17 protein-coding genes are annotated in these 18,322 nt (G+C 47.8%); 8 read left to right on the top strand and 9 right to left on the bottom strand.

The genetic code is table 11. The annotated features are described in order from the left end of the window. Positions 1–104: 104 nt before the first annotated feature. From BLQ88_RS32425 to BLQ88_RS36945, 3 genes are all read left to right on the top strand, one after another. Entirely contained in the window at positions 105–3,386 is a 3,282-nt protein-coding gene (locus BLQ88_RS32425) for a SusC/RagA family TonB-linked outer membrane protein (RefSeq protein ID WP_229212960.1), read from the top strand. Positions 3,387–3,419: 33 nt separating this feature from the next. Further along, positions 3,420–5,183, top strand: a complete 1,764-nt coding sequence (locus BLQ88_RS32420; RefSeq protein ID WP_090157179.1) for a RagB/SusD family nutrient uptake outer membrane protein — start codon at positions 3,420–3,422, stop codon at positions 5,181–5,183. A 111-nt stretch (positions 5,184–5,294) separates the two neighbouring features. Continuing rightward, the gene (locus tag BLQ88_RS36945) at positions 5,295–5,459 is read left to right on the top strand and encodes a hypothetical protein (RefSeq protein ID WP_176885179.1); all 165 of its coding nucleotides are present in this window, start codon (positions 5,295–5,297) and stop codon (positions 5,457–5,459) included. Here the strand turns inward: BLQ88_RS36945 and BLQ88_RS32415 are convergent. From BLQ88_RS32415 to BLQ88_RS32405, 4 genes are read right to left on the bottom strand one after another with little or no spacing between them, the layout of a single operon-like run. Next, positions 5,456–6,064, bottom strand: coding sequence for an IMPACT family protein (locus tag BLQ88_RS32415; protein ID WP_090157178.1), 609 nt, complete (start codon positions 6,062–6,064; stop codon positions 5,456–5,458). The genes BLQ88_RS36945 and BLQ88_RS32415 overlap by 4 nt on opposite strands. Beyond that, on the bottom strand, positions 6,054–7,241 hold the full coding sequence (locus tag BLQ88_RS32410) for an MFS transporter (protein ID WP_090157177.1): 1,188 nt from the start codon (positions 7,239–7,241) through the stop codon (positions 6,054–6,056). The genes BLQ88_RS32415 and BLQ88_RS32410 overlap by 11 nt, the downstream gene beginning before the upstream one ends. A 37-nt stretch (positions 7,242–7,278) precedes the next feature. After that, positions 7,279–7,440 carry a hypothetical protein gene (locus tag BLQ88_RS36940; protein ID WP_176885178.1) on the bottom strand — a complete coding sequence of 54 codons (162 nt, stop codon included), beginning with the start codon at positions 7,438–7,440 and terminating at the stop codon, positions 7,279–7,281. Between the two features lie 4 nt (positions 7,441–7,444). Beyond that, entirely contained in the window at positions 7,445–7,882 is a 438-nt protein-coding gene (locus tag BLQ88_RS32405; RefSeq protein WP_143016986.1) for a DUF6934 family protein, read from the bottom strand. A gap of 114 nt (positions 7,883–7,996) precedes the next feature. Between BLQ88_RS32405 and corA the strand changes: the two genes are divergently transcribed. Continuing rightward, entirely contained in the window at positions 7,997–8,941 is a 945-nt protein-coding gene (corA, locus tag BLQ88_RS32400) for a magnesium/cobalt transporter CorA (protein ID WP_090157175.1), read from the top strand. A 384-nt stretch (positions 8,942–9,325) separates the two neighbouring features. Continuing rightward, the gene (locus BLQ88_RS32395; protein ID WP_090157174.1) at positions 9,326–10,312 is read left to right on the top strand and encodes a glycosyltransferase family 2 protein; all 987 of its coding nucleotides are present in this window, start codon (positions 9,326–9,328) and stop codon (positions 10,310–10,312) included. Here the strand turns inward: BLQ88_RS32395 and BLQ88_RS32390 are convergent. Continuing rightward, a complete protein-coding gene (locus tag BLQ88_RS32390; RefSeq protein ID WP_229212959.1) occupies positions 10,299–11,366 on the bottom strand; it encodes a glycosyltransferase family 4 protein in 1,068 nt (355 codons plus the stop codon). The genes BLQ88_RS32395 and BLQ88_RS32390 overlap by 14 nt on opposite strands. A gap of 11 nt (positions 11,367–11,377) precedes the next feature. Next, the gene (locus BLQ88_RS32385) at positions 11,378–12,172 is read right to left on the bottom strand and encodes an FkbM family methyltransferase (protein ID WP_090157173.1); all 795 of its coding nucleotides are present in this window, start codon (positions 12,170–12,172) and stop codon (positions 11,378–11,380) included. Between the two features lie 265 nt (positions 12,173–12,437). On the opposite strand from BLQ88_RS32385, the gene BLQ88_RS32380 reads away from it, so the two are divergent. Further along, a complete protein-coding gene (locus BLQ88_RS32380; RefSeq protein WP_090157172.1) occupies positions 12,438–13,433 on the top strand; it encodes a ribonucleoside-diphosphate reductase small subunit in 996 nt (331 codons plus the stop codon). Positions 13,434–13,487: 54 nt separating this feature from the next. Here the strand turns inward: BLQ88_RS32380 and BLQ88_RS32375 are convergent, their stop codons facing one another. After that, positions 13,488–13,940 carry a regulatory protein RecX gene (locus tag BLQ88_RS32375; protein ID WP_090157171.1) on the bottom strand — a complete coding sequence of 151 codons (453 nt, stop codon included), beginning with the start codon at positions 13,938–13,940 and terminating at the stop codon, positions 13,488–13,490. A 111-nt stretch (positions 13,941–14,051) separates the two neighbouring features. On the opposite strand from BLQ88_RS32375, the gene BLQ88_RS32370 reads away from it, so the two are divergent. Then, entirely contained in the window at positions 14,052–14,867 is an 816-nt protein-coding gene (locus BLQ88_RS32370; protein ID WP_090157170.1) for a metallophosphoesterase family protein, read from the top strand. 17 nt (positions 14,868–14,884) lie between these two features. Here BLQ88_RS32370 and BLQ88_RS32365 read toward each other — a convergent pair whose 3' ends face one another. Further along, positions 14,885–15,508 (bottom strand): DinB family protein, encoded by a 624-nt coding sequence (locus tag BLQ88_RS32365; RefSeq protein WP_090157169.1) that lies wholly within the window; start codon positions 15,506–15,508, stop codon positions 14,885–14,887. A 228-nt stretch (positions 15,509–15,736) separates the two neighbouring features. Between BLQ88_RS32365 and BLQ88_RS32360 the strand changes: the two genes are divergently transcribed. Further along, entirely contained in the window at positions 15,737–16,957 is a 1,221-nt protein-coding gene (locus BLQ88_RS32360) for an NAD(P)/FAD-dependent oxidoreductase (RefSeq protein ID WP_143016985.1), read from the top strand. A 24-nt stretch (positions 16,958–16,981) separates the two neighbouring features. Here the strand turns inward: BLQ88_RS32360 and tyrS are convergent, their stop codons facing one another. Next, positions 16,982–18,277: a tyrosine--tRNA ligase gene (gene tyrS, locus BLQ88_RS32355; RefSeq protein WP_090157201.1), complete on the bottom strand. Its 1,296-nt coding sequence runs from the start codon at positions 18,275–18,277 to the stop codon at positions 16,982–16,984. Between the last annotated feature and the right edge of the window lie 45 nt (positions 18,278–18,322).

Here is an 18,322-nt window from a genome sequence, read left to right as displayed (position 1 = left end):
ATATTAATTATAAAAATATTACCAATTTTGACGGTCAATTTTCAATTTTTAACAGTATATTGACATTTAGTAATACATTTTTAACATCATCCCCTAATCAATTTATGAACAAACATTTACTAGTCCCGCTTTTCCGGGGTGTCATGATTATGCTGTTTGCAATAGCAGCACATTTATCTCACGCCCAGGATCATCAGGTCAAGGGTAAAGTAACCTCCTCTGCTGATGGAACCGGCATTCCCGGTGTGAACGTGCAACTGAAAGGAACGAATGTCGGTACGGTAACCGATGCAGACGGCGTCTACGCCATCGAAGCGAAAGGCTCCGGCGCCATTCTCGTTTTTTCCTCTATCGGTTTGATTAAAAAGGAAATACCCGTCGGCAACCAGACCACCATCGACGTGGCGATGGAAGACGACATCAAGAACCTGAGCGAAGTGGTGGTAACCGGTTATGCGGCACAGCGCAAAAAAGACATTACCGGTGCTGTAACGGTGATTAACCCCAAAGAACTCACCTCTGTTCCTACTGCCAGCGTTACGCAAATGCTGCAAGGACGGGCGTCCGGGGTTACCGTCGGAAATGACAACTCACCCGGTGGTGGTACCATGGTGCGTATCCGCGGTTTCGGCTCGATCAACAACAACAGCCCGCTGTACGTGATCGACGGCGTGCCTACCCAGGGTACATTGAACCAGATCAACCCGAACGACATCGAGTCGATGCAGGTACTGAAAGACGCTTCCGCGGCATCCATTTACGGTGCTCGCGCGGCCAATGGGGTGGTAATTATCACTACTAAAAAAGGTAAAACCGGTGCGCCGAACATTACTTTCGACTTCTATACCGGTACCCAGCGCCCCGGCAAGATGCTGGATCTTCTTAATACCAGGGAATTGGGCCAATACCTTTACGAAGCTGATCTCGGTGCGGGTAAAAACCCTTCGGTAACATCGCCTTCCGCCCAATACAAATTCGATGAACAGGGTAACCAGACGATCGCAGATTACATTTACCCGAACTACTACTTTAAGAATCCGAATGACCCCAATGAGACACTGCCAGCCAGCTACACCTACACCAACGACATCGCTGACCCCGCGCTTGGCAAAACTGCATTCAACATTACCAAGGCTAACAAGGAAGGTACCGATTGGCAGGACGTTATCTTTGACCCGGCGTCAATTTCAAACTATCAAATCGGCGCTTCCGGCGGCTCGGACGTAGCTAAATATGCGCTGTCGGCCAACTACTTTCAACAAAACGGTATTTTGAGATACACGAAGTACAAAAGATACTCGGTGCGTGCGAATACCGAATTCAAAAAAGGCATCGTCACCGTGGGTGAAAACTTTACATTCTCCTACGACCAGAGACAGGGTATCACCAACAACGACGAAAGTAACCCGATCATGTTCGCGATCCGGGTACACCCGATCATCCCGGTATTCGATATTACAGGTGGCCCGAGAGCACTTGGCGGAAACAACACCTCCGATTATAACGGATTTGCAGGAAGCCGTGGTAGTAACCTTGGCAACGCACCCAACCCGCTCGCCCGCCTGTACCGCGAAAAAGACAACCTGACAAAAGGTACGCACGCATTCGGTAATGTGTTCGCGCAGATCGACATCCTTCCTGGCCTGTACGCCCGCACCAGTCTTGGTATCGAGTACAACCAATCGAACCGCTCGGAATATTTTCACCGCGATATTGAAGCTGCGGAAGCAAGAAACGCCAACAGTTTGAACGTGATCAATAACGTGGACCGTTCATACACCTGGTTCAACACGTTGAATTATGCCAAATCAGTAGGCGTACACAGCTTCAACGTGCTGGCAGGTACGGAAGCCGTGAAAACTTACGCCGGTGAGTTCCGCGCAAGCCGGAGCGGATTTGCATTCGACGATCTCGATTATCGCTTTCTCGATGCCGGTTCAGCCGCCGGTTTGAGCAATGCAGGCCCTGGCCCGACAGAAACCGCGCTCTTCTCGTTGTTCGGAAAGGTCAACTATTCATTTAAAGAGCTCATCCTTGCCGACGTTACATTACGTCGTGACGGATCGTCCCGCTTCGCGGAAGCCAAGCGCTACGGTACCTTCCCCGCATTCTCGCTGGGATTGCGTATGACAGAGCTGGCATTCATGAAGCCGGTTAAATTCGTCGATGATTTGAAAGTTCGCTTCGGCTGGGGTAAAACCGGTAACCAGCTCATCCCTAACGTTTACAATGCTTACACCCTCTATGCCGCCGATCCTCAGAACAACGGCTATGACATCAACGGTACCGGTACGTCGATCGTAGGGGGCTTCGACCTCGTGCAGTTTGGTAATTCCAATGGCAAGTGGGAAACCAATACTTCGACCAACATCGGTATTGATGCGAGTCTGTTCAACAGCAAATTGGAAGTGGTGCTCGACCTTTACAACCGCATTACTACCGACATGCTTTCGCAAATCCCCGTGCCAAGAACAGCCGGTTTCGGAACGATCTCTTACAGTAACATCGGTGAAGTGCGCAACCGCGGGGTCGATCTCGGTGTAAATTTCCGGGACAAAAAAGGTGATTTCAGCTACATGTTCGGCGTGAACTTCGGGCATTACAAAAATGAAGTACTGAAACTGAACAATGACCCGAATGCGACCATTTTCGGTTTCACTACCCGTCTGCCGGCAATGTCTGCTTCAAAAGCAGGGCTGCCGATCGCAAGCTATTACGGCTACTTTGTGGATGGGGTGATCAAAAATCAGGCAGAGGCTGATGCTGCTCCGAAATTCGGGTCCTACACAAGAGAAGGTACTTTCAAATTCCGCGATGTGAATGGCGACGGAGTGATTACCGCAGCCGACCGTACCATTATCGGCAGTCCACACCCCGATTTCAACTACGGTATCAATGTTGGCTTAGGCTGGAAATGGTTTGATCTGACCTTATTCGGACAAGGCGTACAGGGCAACGAAATCTTCAATTATGTGAAGTACTGGACGGATTTCAACGTATTCCAGGGCAACCGTTCGAAAACGATGTTATATGATTCCTGGAAAAAATCGGGAGACGATGCGAAATTACCCCGTCTGAATTCAGGCGATGCTACCAGCCAGCAGGTTTCGTCCTACTTCCTGGAAGATGGCTCTTACTTCCGTTTGAAAAACATCCAGCTCACGTTCAATCTGCCTTCTTCCTGGCTGAAAAAAGTAAAACTGGGATCAGCTCAAATCTACGTTCAGGGCCAAAACCTGTTCACATTTACGAAATACACAGGACTTGACCCGGATATTAACCTGAGAAGATCGGGCGAAAACAACCAGGATACGCACATGGGCGTGGACGAAGGCTCCTACCCTGTGGCTAAATCGTTCCTCGGTGGCTTGCGTTTCAATTTCTAGTTTATCCATTGATCTTCATTACAGAGAACATATATGAAAAAGACATTATTAATATGCATGCTGGTCGGCCTGAGCTTCTCCTGCTCCGACGACTTCTTTGATCTGAAACCGCAAGGGCGCGCATCGAAGGAGCAACTCAGCAACAAAAACGGTGTTAATGCCTTGCTTATAGGCGCCTATTCGCTGCTCGATGGCGTGGGAGCGGGTAACACCGGTCGCCAGTCGACGATCTCGAACTACGTTTTCGGCGGTATCAGCAGCGATGATGCCGTGAAAGGTACCGATGCCGGTGACCAGCCCGAACAATCGTTCATCGAACAGTACAACTGGCTTTCCGACAATACCTATTTCCTCGGTAAATGGTGGCATTCCTACGATGGCGTTGCCCGTGCAAACGAGGTGATCCAGATCGCCGGAAGCCCGGACGTGAAGGATATGACCGATGCAGAAAAGCTCCAGGTAGTAGCAGAAGCCCGTTTCCTCCGCGGTCACTATCACTTCGAGGCCAAGAAAATGTGGAACAAGGTGCCCTATATCGATGATAAGATTTATGATTCCGGCGACCCTAATTCGACAAAAGTGCCTAACACAAAAGATATCTGGCCTGAAATCGAGGCAGATTTCCAGTTCGCAGCTGATAATCTTCCCGTAACACAAGCGCAGAAGGGGCGTGCTACCAAATGGGCTGCAAAAGCATATCTCGCCAAGGCGCTGCTTTTCCAGAAAAAATGGGACAAGGCGAAAGAACTACTGGACGACGTGGTAAAAAACTCCGGTAAAAAACTGGTAGCAAATTACCATGACAACTACCGCACAACCGGCAACAACAATACCGAGTCGATTATGGAAGTACAATTCTCGGTAAACGACGGAACCAACGGCAACAATGGTAACGCGGGGGATAACCTCAACTGGCCTTACTCTGCAACCGCTCCCGGACGCGGATGCTGCGGCTTCTACCAGCCATCCCACAACCTGGTGAATGCATTCAAAACCGAGAACGGGCTCCCGATGATCGGAGCTGCTGCCGATGGTTCCTTGGATACCTACAACAAAGTGGATTTGCCTAATGACCAGGGCATCGTGGCATCGACCGCATTTACGCTGGACAAAAGCATTCCCGTAGACCCCCGCCTCGACTGGACCGTCGGCCGCCGCGGTGTGAACTTCCTCGACTGGGGCCCAATGCCCGGTTCGACGTGGATTCGTGACCAGGCTTATGCCGGACCTTTTACAGGTAAAAAATGGATGTATTATCTGGCGGAAGAAAACAGCACTACGCACTCTACCAGCAAACGGAATGTGAACAACAACTATCGTTTGATCAAGCTGTCGAACGTATTGCTCTGGCTTGCCGAATGCGAAGTGGAACTGGGCAACCTGGCAGTGGCCCAGGATCTGGTAAATCAGCTGCGCGTCCGCGCGAAAACCGGCTCTGTACAGGACGAATCCGTTACTTACAAAGTTGAACCGTATCCGGCAGGAACATTCGCCGCAAAAGGTGCCGACTATGCGAGAAACGCGGTAAGGATGGAGCAGCGCCTGGAATTTGCAATGGAAGGCCACCGCTTCTTCGACCTGGTACGCTGGGGAATCGCCGAAAAAGTATTGAACAAATACTCTGCGGAAGAAGCCGTGCCGGGCAAAGAGCCGTCGGGCCGCGCGTTCAACAAGCGAGGATACATGGCAGGTAAAACATTCACCAAGAAAAACCTGTATTTCCCTCTGCCTCAGGACGAAATCCTCAACAGCCAGAAAGACGGGCAACCGACCTTAGTTCAAAATCCGGAATATTGATTCTGGCATAACCCACTAACGCACCCCGAAAGAGCCGGCCTTCGTGCCGGTTTTTTTGTGCATTGAAAAACAATGAAATACTTTTGAGAAAACTTTCAAACAGCTGCAATCATGAAAATCACAAACGAGAGCGAATACGAAAAAGCCTCCGAACGGGCGGATGAGCTGTTCGACGCAAAGAAGGGCACCCCGGAGGAAAAAGAATTACAGGAGCTTTTGAAGGCGATCAAGGATTACGAAGACGATTTTGTGCGAATGCTTCGCGAAAACAACTAGTCGGCGAGTTCCACCGACAAGCCTTCCACTTTTTCGGAGCGCGTGATAAACCGCTCGACGAGCGTGGAACGCACTTCAACTTCCATTGTGCATTGCATTTCAAACGCTTGCGCACGCACGGGCAGCTCCATTTCCTTCACGATCCGCATGACATCATTCATTTGCGGATATTGAAATGACAGCCTGTAAACGCTGAAATAATGCCGGGTGATAATCTGCGAAACGTCCAGAGCCGCTTCGGTGGCGGTTTTGTAAGCGTTGATCAACCCTGGTACTCCGAGCAGTGTTCCTCCAAAATACCGCACAACCACTACCAAAATATTTGTAACATTCTTCGAATATAATGTATTGAGAATCGGGCGCCCCGCTGTTCCCGATGGCTCGCCGTCATCGCTCATCCGGTAACTCATCCTGTCGGCACCCAGGCGGTAAGCATAGCAATGATGCACTGCCTTGGGATGTAATTCGCGTAGGTCGTTAAGGTAAAGTTTGGCCTCTGCGTCGTTCGTGACGGGATACGCGTAAGCCAGGAATTTACTTCCCTTATCCTTGAAAAAGCCTTCCGCTGGTTCAGCAATGCTTTGGTAAGTATCCTCAAATAACACGGGCGCGGCGCTTTTTAAACTGATAAATAATGACTGTGTAAGAAAGCGCAGCCAATGCGAATGCGGCCATCGAGAAAAACACCAATGGAAGATTTTGACGCTGATTTTCAAATAATTCGGCGGAAAGGAATGCACCGAGTCCGATGCCTGCTTCCAGAGAAATAAACATCGTCGCGATAGCCCGGCCTCGGTTATGATCGCCGCTGAGGTCGACCGTCCACGCCGAAAGTACCGGTGACAGGATGCCCATGGCAATGCCGAAGAATGCAGCGCCGGTGAGAAACATCGCCACGGATTCTGCAAAGCCGGTGAGGATCATCGCGATAATCAGGACAATGCAACCTACAATGGTCACAGGCATCCGACCATGGCGGTCGGATATTCTCCCCGCAAAAAGGCGGACCATAATGGAAGAGATCGTAAACATCATGAAATATAACCCGCGGTTCTGCAAACCCAGGTAATTGCTGAAATCCGGTGTGACCGTCGCCACCGCGCCGAAACCGAAATAGCAAAGGAATGTAATCAGCGCCGGGCTAAACACATCAGGCTCGAAAATATCCCGGCGTGTGATTTGAAATGACTTTAAAGAAAGCTTTTGTTTTTCCTGCAAAGTTTCCTTCATATTCAGCAGGATCGCGATGGAAAGGAATGCAAGGAAAGATGAGGTGTAAAAAAGGGCATTCAGGGAGAAAGCTTCGCTGATCATGCTCCCGATCGCCGGCCCGAATGCGGAGCCAACGCTCATACACATGCCGTGAATGCCCATTGCTTCCCCCCGCCGATTGGCGGGCACAATGTCGGCTACATACGCCGCGGTACCGGTTGGTTTAAAGCCGGTGGAAAAGCCATGTACGAGCCTGAGTAGCAGGAACGGCATCACCGTTGTGAAAATAGGATACAAAAACCCGCATACGAAACACACTAACGACCCGAAAGCCATTACCGGAACCCTGCCGACACGGTCCGTAAGTCTGCCACTGAATGGCCTGGAAAGGCCCGCGGTTAATGTAAAAAGCCCTATTATTGCTCCCTTGTATTCTGCCCCGCCCATGCTCGAAAGATAAGCCGGAAGCTCGGGAATCAGCATATTAAAGCTGGAAGAGAAGAGAAACGAGCTAAGGCCCAGCAACCAGAACTGCGTCGTCAATATTCCGGGAGAAGCGGTATTTTGCATCACGCAAATTTACGACACTTTCAGGAAAGCGCGGGATTTAATCGCAGATATCGTCGATGGGCGGCTGTAAAGATTTCAGCACGCGCTTGGCTTCCTCCACTTTGCGACGAACGAACGGATCGTTCGCGTGGCTTTTCAGATTTGGATTAATTTTCACTTTCGACAAGTCAAAAATGTCGCTTTTGGGTTTCGGCTTCATAAGTTCAATTTTTACGTTTTATGATGAAACTTTCAAAATCAATGTTGCTTTGAAAAGGAATTGCTCTACCGTCATATACACCCCTAATCTCAAAGATTGGTGACCAATTGTCGATTTCCCTGGTTAAAACCGCGCGGTAAAGCCTCGTTCGCGCACGCGAGCTCCCAGTAAAGTAAATGTGCTTATCATTGTACTCTCCCAAAAACGCGATAACAATTTGAGCTATTGTTGCCAGCACCTTCGGCATGTCTCCGTTGTTACTCACAACGACATCATCCAAGTCATCATTTTCATCGACATCTCCAAATGCCAGATTATACGTCTGCGCACCAAGCTTGCTAAATTCGACCGATTTAGCAACCACGCGATTTTCCGATTTACTTTCAAACCAAAAGTACATGTAATCCTCCGATGCCTCGAACGGGTAAAATTTCTCTTTCACAAGTGCGTGTAATTAGGCGAATACAAGTTAGTTTTAACCGGTGAGCGTTCCAAGCTAATGCGGCACCGATGAACGAACGGCAAAGCGTACGGATTTTTTCCCCAACTTTAACGCATGGTACGCATATTCTATAAGGACGGCAGAGTCATCAAGCGTGAAAACGATATCCGCGAATTGGGGAAAATCCCGAACCTCGTCTGGGTGGATTTACAGTCTCCGAGTGCAGAGGAGGAGGAATGGGTGGAAAACAAATGCAACATTAGTTTTCAAACGCCTCAGGAAATCGTGGAAATCGAGAGCAGCTCGCGTTTTTTTGAACAGAATGAGACGATAAACGCCAACTCCAACTTCCTCAAAATAGAACGGGAAGGTTATGAAACGTATCCCGTTTCTTTCATTCTCCACCAAAACGTGCTTTTTACTTATCGCCGGGGCGATTCCAAAACGTTTGCCGACACGGTCAAAAAGATGAAAGTGAGTCCGGACGGCATTCAGGGCGGCGTCGATTTTATGCTTTTGCTACTGGAAACCCGCATCGAAGCCGACGCGGATGCGCTGGAAGGCATTTCCAAAGACATTTCGGCGATCAGCAAAGACCTCACGCACGAACAAAAGACTCGGCAGGAAGTCCTGATCCGCATCAGCGGATTGCAGGAAATCACGATGATGCTCCGCGAAACGAGTATCGATAAGCAGCGCGTGCTTTCCGGCATTCTCCGCAGCCAGTATTTCCCCGAAGACCGGAAAGAGCACTTGCGCATTATTCTGAAAGACATTAACTCCCTCCTCGAATATACGACCTTCAATTTCGAGCGGCTGGAATACCTGCAAAACACCTTCATGGGCCTCATCAACCTCGAACAGAGCCAGGTGATCAAGATCTTCACCGTTGTGACGATCATCTTCATGCCCCCGACGCTGATCGCTGGAATCTTCGGCATGAATTATGAGCACATACCCTCTACCGGTGAACCGTGGGGCTTCTGGCTTTCGTTGCTGCTGATGGTATTTTCGTCGCTGGTAGTACTTTGGTTTTTCAGAAGAAAAAAATGGATTTAGAAAGGAATTTTCTTCGCACTGTTACATTTTATGATGATTATACGTTACAGGTATAATTTTAATGTAATCTTTATTGTTGTGAGTGAGTACAATAAAAAAATCGTCATAGTGTTAGTATAGAAGTTATATTTCGGCGTCCAGGTTTTATGCCCGGTGCACTCAACCCTCTTCCAACCATTTCCCTAACAGCAGAGTCATAAGTTCAGGCGGCGTAGCTCCCGCAGACGCTGGCTTGATATTTGTACAAAAAATATCCGTAAGGATATGGAAATGAGCTATATAATTTCACCAAAGGAGAAGATCATGAACGCCATCCTGTTACAAGGAAGTATTAAAGAATCGGGTATTGAAAAAACTCTCAACTAACTTGATAACCGATTGTATATGAAAAGTATATCAGTAGTAATTCCCAATTATAACGGGAAACACCTGTTCGAAAAATATTTTGAGCATAATTATAAGGTCCTTCAACAACTCGACACCAGTGTTCAGATTATTGTAATTGACGATGCATCCACAGATGATTCTGTTGCATATTTACAAGAACATTACGCCGGTAAAATCACGCTGATCTGTAAAGAAACCAATTCCGGATTTTCGGAGACTTGCAATATAGGCATTCAGAATGCCACCAATGACCTGATCTTTCTTCTCAATACCGATGTAACCCTTGAACCTGGTTACATGGAAAAACTTTATAAGTATTTTGAATTGGAAGACACTTTCGGTGTAATGGGACGGGTCATCGGTATGAATGATGATTTGATTCGTGAAGCTGCAAGGGAGCCGAAAATATCAGGAAGAAAAATAAAATCTTCGGACTTTTTTCATTTAGAAAATATCAATGCATTTACGCCGACATTTTATTTATCAGGTGCAATTGCATTAATGGATACGCAAAAACTCAAAGCTATTAACGGGTTTAATGAAATGTTTAACCCTTACTATGGCGAAGATCAGGAGCTTTCGATCCGCGCCTGGCGGTTAGGCTGGAAATGTTATTACGAACACGACGCGGTTTGTCGCCATGAAGTTTCGGCCAGCACTAAAAACCACAATCACAAGAAGGCGATCAAAAGAATCCATTTCAGGAACCGCTATTACGTTCACTACCTGCATTTGCAAGGTATGGACCTGAAATTATGGCATTTACAAATCCTGCTTTGCGATGTACTGCTCGGCATTCTGACACTGCAATTCTTCAAAGTAGAAGCTTACTGGGATTTCTTCAAAAACCGGGATAATCTGCAAGCGAAGAAAGTGGCTTTTAACAGAGAAATGAAGAAACATCATTCGGACATCGGAATTATCGATGTGATCAACAATTTCCGGATGATGCTGAAATACCAGCAGGTAATTAAACTGAACTAGCGAGGCTTCGATATAATTCGAGATATTCCGAAGCTGCCCTTTCCCAGGAAAAGAATCTGGCCCTGTCCCGGATTCTTTCCCTGGGTTTTGTTTTATTATAATGTTCGAGGCTTGCATTCAATACATTACGCATGTGCTCAGGCTCGAAATTGTCGAAATAATAGGCACAGTCACCGCCGATCTCCGGCAATGATGTGCAGCGCGAAAGAATGACCGGCTTGCCATAGTACATCGCCTCAATAACCGGCAATCCGAAGCCTTCCGCAATCGACGGAAACACGAAAGCCGAACAATTGCTGAGGTACCATTTCTTGTCATTTTCCGAGACAGGACCCGTAAAAACCAGCCTGTCGAGGACATTCAGCTTCTGTGCTTCCTTTATAATAGTCTTTTTATATTCCTGGCTACTCTCGATCCCCGCAATAACCAACTTAAAATCATTGCCCACCAGCAACGCAGGCAGGACATGAAAATTCTTTTTACCGACAATCGTTCCGATCGTAAATAAAAAGGGTTGTTCAATCACTTTTTCGGGTTTGTCGATAATTCCGGAGTCCTCTATATTACATCCGTTGTAAATCACCGACGTAGGCTTATCTCCCAATTGCAGGTATTTTTTTAAATCATCGAGAACATAATTAGAAATCGCAACAATGTGGTCCGCCCGGTCTATTTTTAATTGTAATCTATTCAAATACTTATTGATACGCTTCTCAGATCTATTCCCGTCATAAATGAAATTCAGATCATGAATCGTTAATACAACCGAAACCTTTTTCCCGAACGGGAAGTATTTCGAACCCTGATAAGTACAATGCCAGATATCTACCGATTTAGTGTCAGGGAAAAACAATTTGTGAATAAAATGCTGTGAAACGTAATTAGCATTCTCTCCAAAAGCATGCTCAGCGGAATTCGGCAAATAGAAAGCTATCTTTTCTCTATCCTCTCCTACCTTTTTTAGAATAGAATTCCCTAATTGAAGGCAATAGTGATAAAGCCCGGTATGAGGGTGCCTCATCCTCTCGCAATCAATCAGAATCCGTTTCAACATAAATTGACTATTCATTTCCTGCACGCTTCCAGTGCATAACAAAAACCGTTAATGGATGTGTAGTTCACATCGTAGCCCAACTCACCAAGATATTGACTAAATATATTTATATTAAACTGACTGTCAATATCATGCACCTCTATCAGCATTCTCTCAACCCGGCGCACAACGTCCGGCGGGGTGTTCAAAATAATATCATATTCACTTCCTTCACAATCCATTTTCAATAAATCGACATTGGCCTTCGGCATTCCGGCCATTATTTCTGAAAATGAAGTGGCAGGAATCAATAATTCCCTGGTGTTATCTGTATTAAAATCTTTTAACGAAGAAGCGACCACCTGATTATCATCCGTATCCTGCGCATATAAACGCAGCATTTCGCAGGGTGTCCCGGTAACGGCCAATGAATTGATGATCACGCTATTATCAAACCTGCGATTGGAGGATGCAACAGAACGCATTCGTTCGATATTACTGCCCAGAGGCTCATACGCATAAATTTGGGCATTCTTTGTTTTAGATAAAAGCAATATATCAAAAAAACCGGCGTTTGCGCCGATATCGATCACAAGGGGATCCGCAGGCAATACGCGCATCAGCGCCCCGATGTTGTATACGTCAGCCATAAAAAGCTCCTTGAATACTTGATGGAGACTCGCCGGAACGTCGAAATGAAGCTTATACGGTTTCGTTGTAAAGTGTAGCGTTCCGCCGGGATCGTGCAATTTATCAGAGATATACTCGAATGGATTGCGAACATTCCGGAACAAATTGACGTATCGCCGCGGGCCTGTGACGGGCATAGGTAGTAGATTTAACGATATAGAATATTTTCGGGGTAGACATCCAAAGCATCGCCCTGCTGCATTATACCCACAACCACATTCACCTCACATTAATAATTACCAATCGGCCAGGTTCAGTTTTTCAGTGGCCAGATGTCGGCCAACTTTGTTTGAATTCTAGCCCAAAGCATGTAGCTTTGTTTTCTTCCGGCCCGGCTTTCAGAGCCAACGGCAAGTACTAACGTTATATCATTCTGATCCCAGTAAAATACTCTAATTAATTATGTCACAAGAACTTACCAGACAGGAACCCCTGTTGACCGAAGACCCCTTGCGGTTTGTTTTATTCCCTATCAAGCATTCCGATATATGGGAAATGTACAAACGTCATGAGGCTTCATTCTGGACGGCCGAGGAAATCGATTTGTCGCAGGATATGAAAGACTGGGAGAACCTGAGTGACGGAGAAAGGCATTTCATTTCCCACGTGCTGGCATTCTTTGCGGCATCCGACGGCATCGTCAACGAAAACCTGGCTGTCAACTTTCTTAGCGAAGTGCAATATGCCGAAGCAAAATGCTTCTACGGGTTCCAAATTGCGATGGAGAACATCCACTCCGAAACCTATTCATTGCTGATCGACACGTACATTAAAGATCCGGTTGAAAAAGACAGGCTGCTTCGTGCCATCGAAACAATCCCCTGCGTGCAGAAAAAGGCCGACTGGGCATTGAAATGGATCAACAGCCCTGTGTTTGCAGAACGTATCATCGCGTTTGCAGCGGTGGAAGGTATCTTCTTTTCAGGATCGTTTTGCTCGATCTTCTGGCTGAAAAAACGCGGCCTTATGCCTGGACTTTCGTTCTCCAACGAGCTGATCTCCCGCGACGAAGGCCTGCATTGCGAGTTTGCATGCTTGCTTTATACCAAACACATTCTGAACCAGTTACCGCAGGAGCGCGTGATCGAGATTATGCTGGACGCGGTGGAAATCGAGAAAGAGTTCGTAAGCGAGGCACTTCCGGTGTCGCTGATCGGTATGAATGCCGATTTGATGAAGCAGTACATCGAGTACATTGCCGATTTCTGGCTCGAAAGACTCGGCTGCCCGAAACAATTCGGTTCGGCCAACCCGTTCGATTTCATGGAGCTGATCTCGCTTCCGGGCAAGACCAACTTCTTCGAAAAACGCGTGGGAGAATATCAGAAAGCGGGTGTAATGAGTGGTGTGAAGGACAAAGAGTCCGCACACAAGATTTCGTTTGATTCCGACTTCTAAGTGGTCTATCGCCCTGAGCGGACCGGGCCGCCGGGTCGCTCAGGGCGACAACTTTTACAACTCTCCTATTTCCTTCCACACCAGCTCGCTCTCATAGCCCTTTCCCAGCGCGAACCGGGCCAGTTTTTGTTTCAATTTAAAGGGATCGGTTTCCGTTTTCGAAAGCAAATTCCGCTTCTTTGCAAGCAACTCGCGCAAACCAGCCACATAGTCTTCGTCGCCGATTTCGTTCATACCTTTTTCAATGCTGTATGTGCTCAGGCCGCGACGGTTGAGTTCCTGCCTGATTTTCATCCTGCCCCAGTTTTTGACCCTGAATTTGCCTCCGGCATAGGTTTTCGCAAAGCGCTCTTCACTGAGATAATTCATGGAAATCAGCTCGGCGATGATCTCGTCGGCCTCGTCGCCCCACACATTCCATTTTTTCAGCCGCTGCTTCACCTCGTCCTGCGTCCGCTCCTGGTAAGCACAGTAGGAAGCCGCTTTTTGCAGAATTAGCCGGTCCATGTATTCCGTTTTTTGTTAAATATTGATAACAAGGTGCAAGATTAAGGAAATATAACGGACGAATAACTATTTTTGAAAACCCTGTTTCTGTTCATCCTAACCCGCTAAACCATGACTTTCCAGCGACGGTCTTTTTTAAAACTCCTGCCTGCATTATCCGGAATCACCTATTTATCGGAACCCGCCAAAGCGCAACCGGCTGCAAATATCGCATTGCGGTTCATCGTCGCGTCCGACGGGCATTACGGGCAGCCGGACACGGAGTTCAAGGCATTTCATGCCGACCTGGTAAGCTGGGTTAACCGCGAAAAACTTCAAAAAGGGGTTGATTTCCTGTTTATTAACGGCGACCTCATTCACGACGACCCTACCTTATTATACGATTTCAAAAACACGATCTCGAACCTGAGCGTACCTTATTATGTGAGCCGCGGCAACCACGACAAAGTGGGATTGGACGTTTGGCAAAGCACCTGGGGCTACCCTACCAACCACAGTTTCGCCAAAGGAGAATATGCATTCGTAGTAGGCGACACTTCCAATGAAAAAGGCGAATACGTATGCCCGGACGCAACCTGGCTACGCAACGAACTCGCTAAACACAAAGACAAGAAAGGCATTTTTGTGTTCCTGCACATTACCCCGGCCAAATGGACCGTGAACGGCATTGAATGCAAAGAAGTAATCGAACTTTTTGAAAACACGCCGAATGTGAAAGCCATTTTCAACGGCCACGACCACGATCAGGACAGCACCAAAATCTACGGCAAAAAGCCCTATTTCTTCGACGGCCATTTCGGCGGCAGCTGGGGAACTTCATACAAAGGCTATCGCATTGTGGAAATCTACAACGACCACACCTGGCAGTCGTACCAATACAACCCCACAGCCGCTCCGGTTTTGAATACTTTCTCGGGGAAGGCGTGAAGTGAGTGCCGGGCGGTCTATTTGGGATAATTTTGATGGGCCTTTACACGCTTGATCTGATTGGTATGGCGCTGCGTATGTGCAATCCAGAGTAGTGTATATTGTTGCAAATCTCTAACCCGCCAGACTCCCGCATCCTTCGAGCGAAAAACAAAATGTAGCCTGAAATCAGTTTTGGTTTCACTGATAAGCTTGACCAATTCACTCCGGTAGCGGTTAAAATACGCTATCAGATCTTTTTCATTTTCAAAACGGCCTAGTGGTTGGGCGATAAATGGTGCTTTCAACTTGACCGGGTCATCAGTATAAGCGATCATTACCGAGTCAAGTCCTTTCACTTTCTCAACCCACTCCGGCATTTCGGGCGAATATTGTTTGTTCAATAAATCCCAGTAAAGCAGTTCATCATACACCGCTAAATGCTCTACAATCTCCGCAATAGACCAGCTTGTACTGTCAGACTTGAAGCGGATTTGGTTCTTTGTTAAGCCTTGTACTGCACTAATGAGGTCATTTTGCGAAGAGCGCAACCCTTCTAACAAAATCTGTCGCTCTTGCTCGGTCCAAACCGGACTTTTGGTTTGCGCGAATGATACTCCACTGAATAATAATAGCGTAAATACGATTAGAGAATATTTCATAGCTGATTTAGCGGTTCGAATGCTTTCAAGGTAAGAATTCGAACCGGTCGCTTCCTTCTTAAATGATCGACCGGTCACATTCGGTTCTTTACCGGTGGCAGTCGCATCAATATAACCCGACGGCCGCGCCGGTTTTGATTACGTTTGGCGGAAAGAGCTGATTTGAAACAAAACGCCCTGGTACAGAATTTTAACCATCCGATTCATCAAGTCAACAAAAAACACCCGATGGATCTACTCAGTGGCCAGCCGCATTGGTTTTACAAAAACGGGGTTTTACACGCTTACCCTGCTCTGACAGAAAATCTTTCAGCCGAAATTGTGATTATGGGCGGCGGCATTACCGGCGCATTACTGGCCTGGCACCTTACGCAAGCCGGTTTTCCGGTGGTTTTGTTGGAAAAACGGCATATTGGTCTTGGTAGCACATCCGGTTCCACGGCATTGCTGCAATACGAAATAGACACGATGCTGACGGATTTGATAAACCTCGTCGGCGAAAAAGACGCGGTACGCAGCTATCTTCTTTGTGTGGAAGCCATTCACAAAGCCCGTGAAATTGTGGATTCCTTGCAGGTCAAAACCAGCTTTTCGCAAGTTAAGAGCTTGTATTATGCGTCCAAAAAGGATGATCTGCCGTTGTTGACAAAAGAATACGAGGCACGAAAACGGATCGGGATCGATGTCGAATGGTGGGACCAGGGCACGTTACGTTCGCATTTCCCCGGTATCCGCAAAAGTGGGGCGATCCTCTCGCACGACGCTGCGCAGGTGGATGCCTACGCACTCGCGCATGCGCTCTTGCAGGAATGCATCCGGAAGGGCGCGCGTGTATATGATACCGTCGAAATCACGGATATACGGCACGAGCGCACCGGCACGAGTCTTGTTCTGGACAATGGGAATGTCGTCAAAACAAAGAAACTGATCGTCGCGGCCGGGTATGAATCTCAGAAACTGATCTCGCGTAATTTTGTGCGGTTACATTCCTCCTATGCGATCGTGAGCAAGCCGATGCCGGACAAAAAGGAACTTTGGTATGAAAATGCATCGCTATGGGAAAGCGCCCGGCCTTATTTGTATCTCCGAACCACCGAAGACAACCGCGTGCTGATTGGCGGTAAAGACGAAATGTTCCAAAGCGCGATCAAACGGGACAAACTGCTCCCCCGAAAATCTGTCGAGCTGGAAAAGAATGCGCGGAGCATGTTTCCGGACTTACCTTTTGTAACGGATTATACCTGGTGCGGCACTTTTGCGGAGACGAAAGACGGTCTGCCGTTCATCGGAGGGGTGAAAGAGCACCCGAATACGCTGTTCGCATTGGGTTTCGGAGGGAACGGCATCCTGTTCAGCATTATCGCCGCCGGGATCATCACGGATCTCATTGCAGGAAAGAAAAATAAAGACGCCGCTATTTTCAGTTTTGACCGGCTTGGCAAGTCCTAATCGCCTGCCAAGCCGGTCAAAACATTATATTACCTTGATGAGGTGGTTCTTCTTGCCTTTCGAGATCAGCAAAAACCTGTCTTGCAGCAATGCAAACTCGCTCAACGCTTGTTCAGCAGAACTTACCTTTGATTTATTCACACTCACCGCATTCTGTTGGATCGCCCTGCGCGCCTCGCTTTTGGAAGCATACACTTCTCCGCGGGTAACTGTCGATACGAGGTCGGTAATGTTCGCGCATTCGTTCCATTCGGCACGGGTAATCTCCGTTTGAGGAACACCGTCGAAGATGGTATCGAATTCGTCCACTTCAATGCTTTGAAGTGTTTCCAATGTCGCTTTGCCGTACAAAACTTCGGAAGCTTTCAACACCAGATCCAATGCCTTTTGAGAATGAATGCGGATCGTAAGCTCCGACGCCAGCGCCTTTTGCATAATGCGTAAATGCGGCTCGGCGGCATGGCTGGTTTCCAATGCCTCGATCTCGTCGCGGCCTTTCAGCGAGAATACGCGCAAGTAACGCGGCATATCGTCGTCGCTCTGGTTGAGCCAGAACTGGTAGAACTGGTAAGGCGATGTACGCTCCGGATCGAGCCAGATGTTGCCGCCTTCGCTCTTTCCGAATTTGGAACCGTCAGCTTTGGTCACAAGCGGCGTGGTCAATGCATAGGCTTTGAAATAGTCCTCGTCGTCGCCTTCCTTGCGCCGGATAATTTCCGTACCGGTCGTAATGTTGCCCCATTGATCGGAGCCGCCCATTTGCAGCCGGACATTTTTGGTTTTATATAAATGATAAAAATCGTAGCCCTGCAAAAGCTGGTATGAGAACTCGGTAAACGAAATACCGGTTTCCAAGCGCTTTTTTACAGAATCTTTCGACATCATGTAATTCACACTCAGATACTTACCCGCATCGCGCAGGAATTGCAAAAAGCCGATATCCTTGAACCAGTCGTAGTTATTGACCATTTCAGCCGAATTTTCACCGGAATTGAAATCCAGGAACGATTCAAGCTGCTTGCGGATACCCTCCTGGTTAATCCGCAATGTATCCTCATCGAGGAACGACCGCTCAGCCGCCTTGAACGAAGGATCGCCGATCATCCCCGTCGCGCCGCCGATTAATGCGATCGGTTTGTGGCCCGCACGTTGGAAATGCACCAAAAGCATAATGGTAGCGAGGTTACCGATGTGCAGCGAAGGGGCCGTCGGGTCGAAGCCGATATAACCGCATGTCATCTCCTTTTGAAGTTGCTCATGTGTTCCCGGCATCATGTCGTGCAGCATGCCCCGCCAGCGTAGTTCCTCTATAAAATCAATCGCCATTCTAAAAACTGTTGCTTATTTCAAAATCGACCGCAAAGG

It is taken from the genome of Dyadobacter soli, from assembly GCF_900101885.1.
GTDB classification, from domain to species: Bacteria; Bacteroidota; Bacteroidia; order Cytophagales; family Spirosomataceae; genus Dyadobacter; species Dyadobacter soli.
The sequence above is the reverse complement of the archived record's forward strand: the minus strand, read 5'-3'. Positions and strand labels throughout refer to the sequence as shown.

Coding starts and splice junctions, on each gene's coding strand:
- BLQ88_RS32425 (WP_229212960.1), top strand. CDS start 105: ATGAACAAACATTTACTAGTCCCGCTTTTCCGGGGTGTCATGATTATG.
- BLQ88_RS32420 (WP_090157179.1), top strand. CDS start 3,420: ATGAAAAAGACATTATTAATATGCATGCTGGTCGGCCTGAGCTTCTCC.
- BLQ88_RS36945 (WP_176885179.1), top strand. CDS start 5,295: ATGAAAATCACAAACGAGAGCGAATACGAAAAAGCCTCCGAACGGGCG.
- BLQ88_RS32410 (WP_090157177.1), bottom strand. CDS start 7,241: ATGCAAAATACCGCTTCTCCCGGAATATTGACGACGCAGTTCTGGTTG.
- BLQ88_RS36940 (WP_176885178.1), bottom strand. CDS start 7,440: ATGAAGCCGAAACCCAAAAGCGACATTTTTGACTTGTCGAAAGTGAAA.
- corA (WP_090157175.1), top strand. CDS start 7,997: ATGGTACGCATATTCTATAAGGACGGCAGAGTCATCAAGCGTGAAAAC.
- BLQ88_RS32395 (WP_090157174.1), top strand. CDS start 9,326: ATGAAAAGTATATCAGTAGTAATTCCCAATTATAACGGGAAACACCTG.
- BLQ88_RS32390 (WP_229212959.1), bottom strand. CDS start 11,366: ATGTTGAAACGGATTCTGATTGATTGCGAGAGGATGAGGCACCCTCAT.
- BLQ88_RS32385 (WP_090157173.1), bottom strand. CDS start 12,172: ATGCCCGTCACAGGCCCGCGGCGATACGTCAATTTGTTCCGGAATGTT.
- BLQ88_RS32380 (WP_090157172.1), top strand. CDS start 12,438: ATGTCACAAGAACTTACCAGACAGGAACCCCTGTTGACCGAAGACCCC.
- BLQ88_RS32375 (WP_090157171.1), bottom strand. CDS start 13,940: ATGGACCGGCTAATTCTGCAAAAAGCGGCTTCCTACTGTGCTTACCAG.
- BLQ88_RS32370 (WP_090157170.1), top strand. CDS start 14,052: ATGACTTTCCAGCGACGGTCTTTTTTAAAACTCCTGCCTGCATTATCC.
- BLQ88_RS32365 (WP_090157169.1), bottom strand. CDS start 15,508: ATGAAATATTCTCTAATCGTATTTACGCTATTATTATTCAGTGGAGTA.
- BLQ88_RS32360 (WP_143016985.1), top strand. CDS start 15,737: ATGGATCTACTCAGTGGCCAGCCGCATTGGTTTTACAAAAACGGGGTT.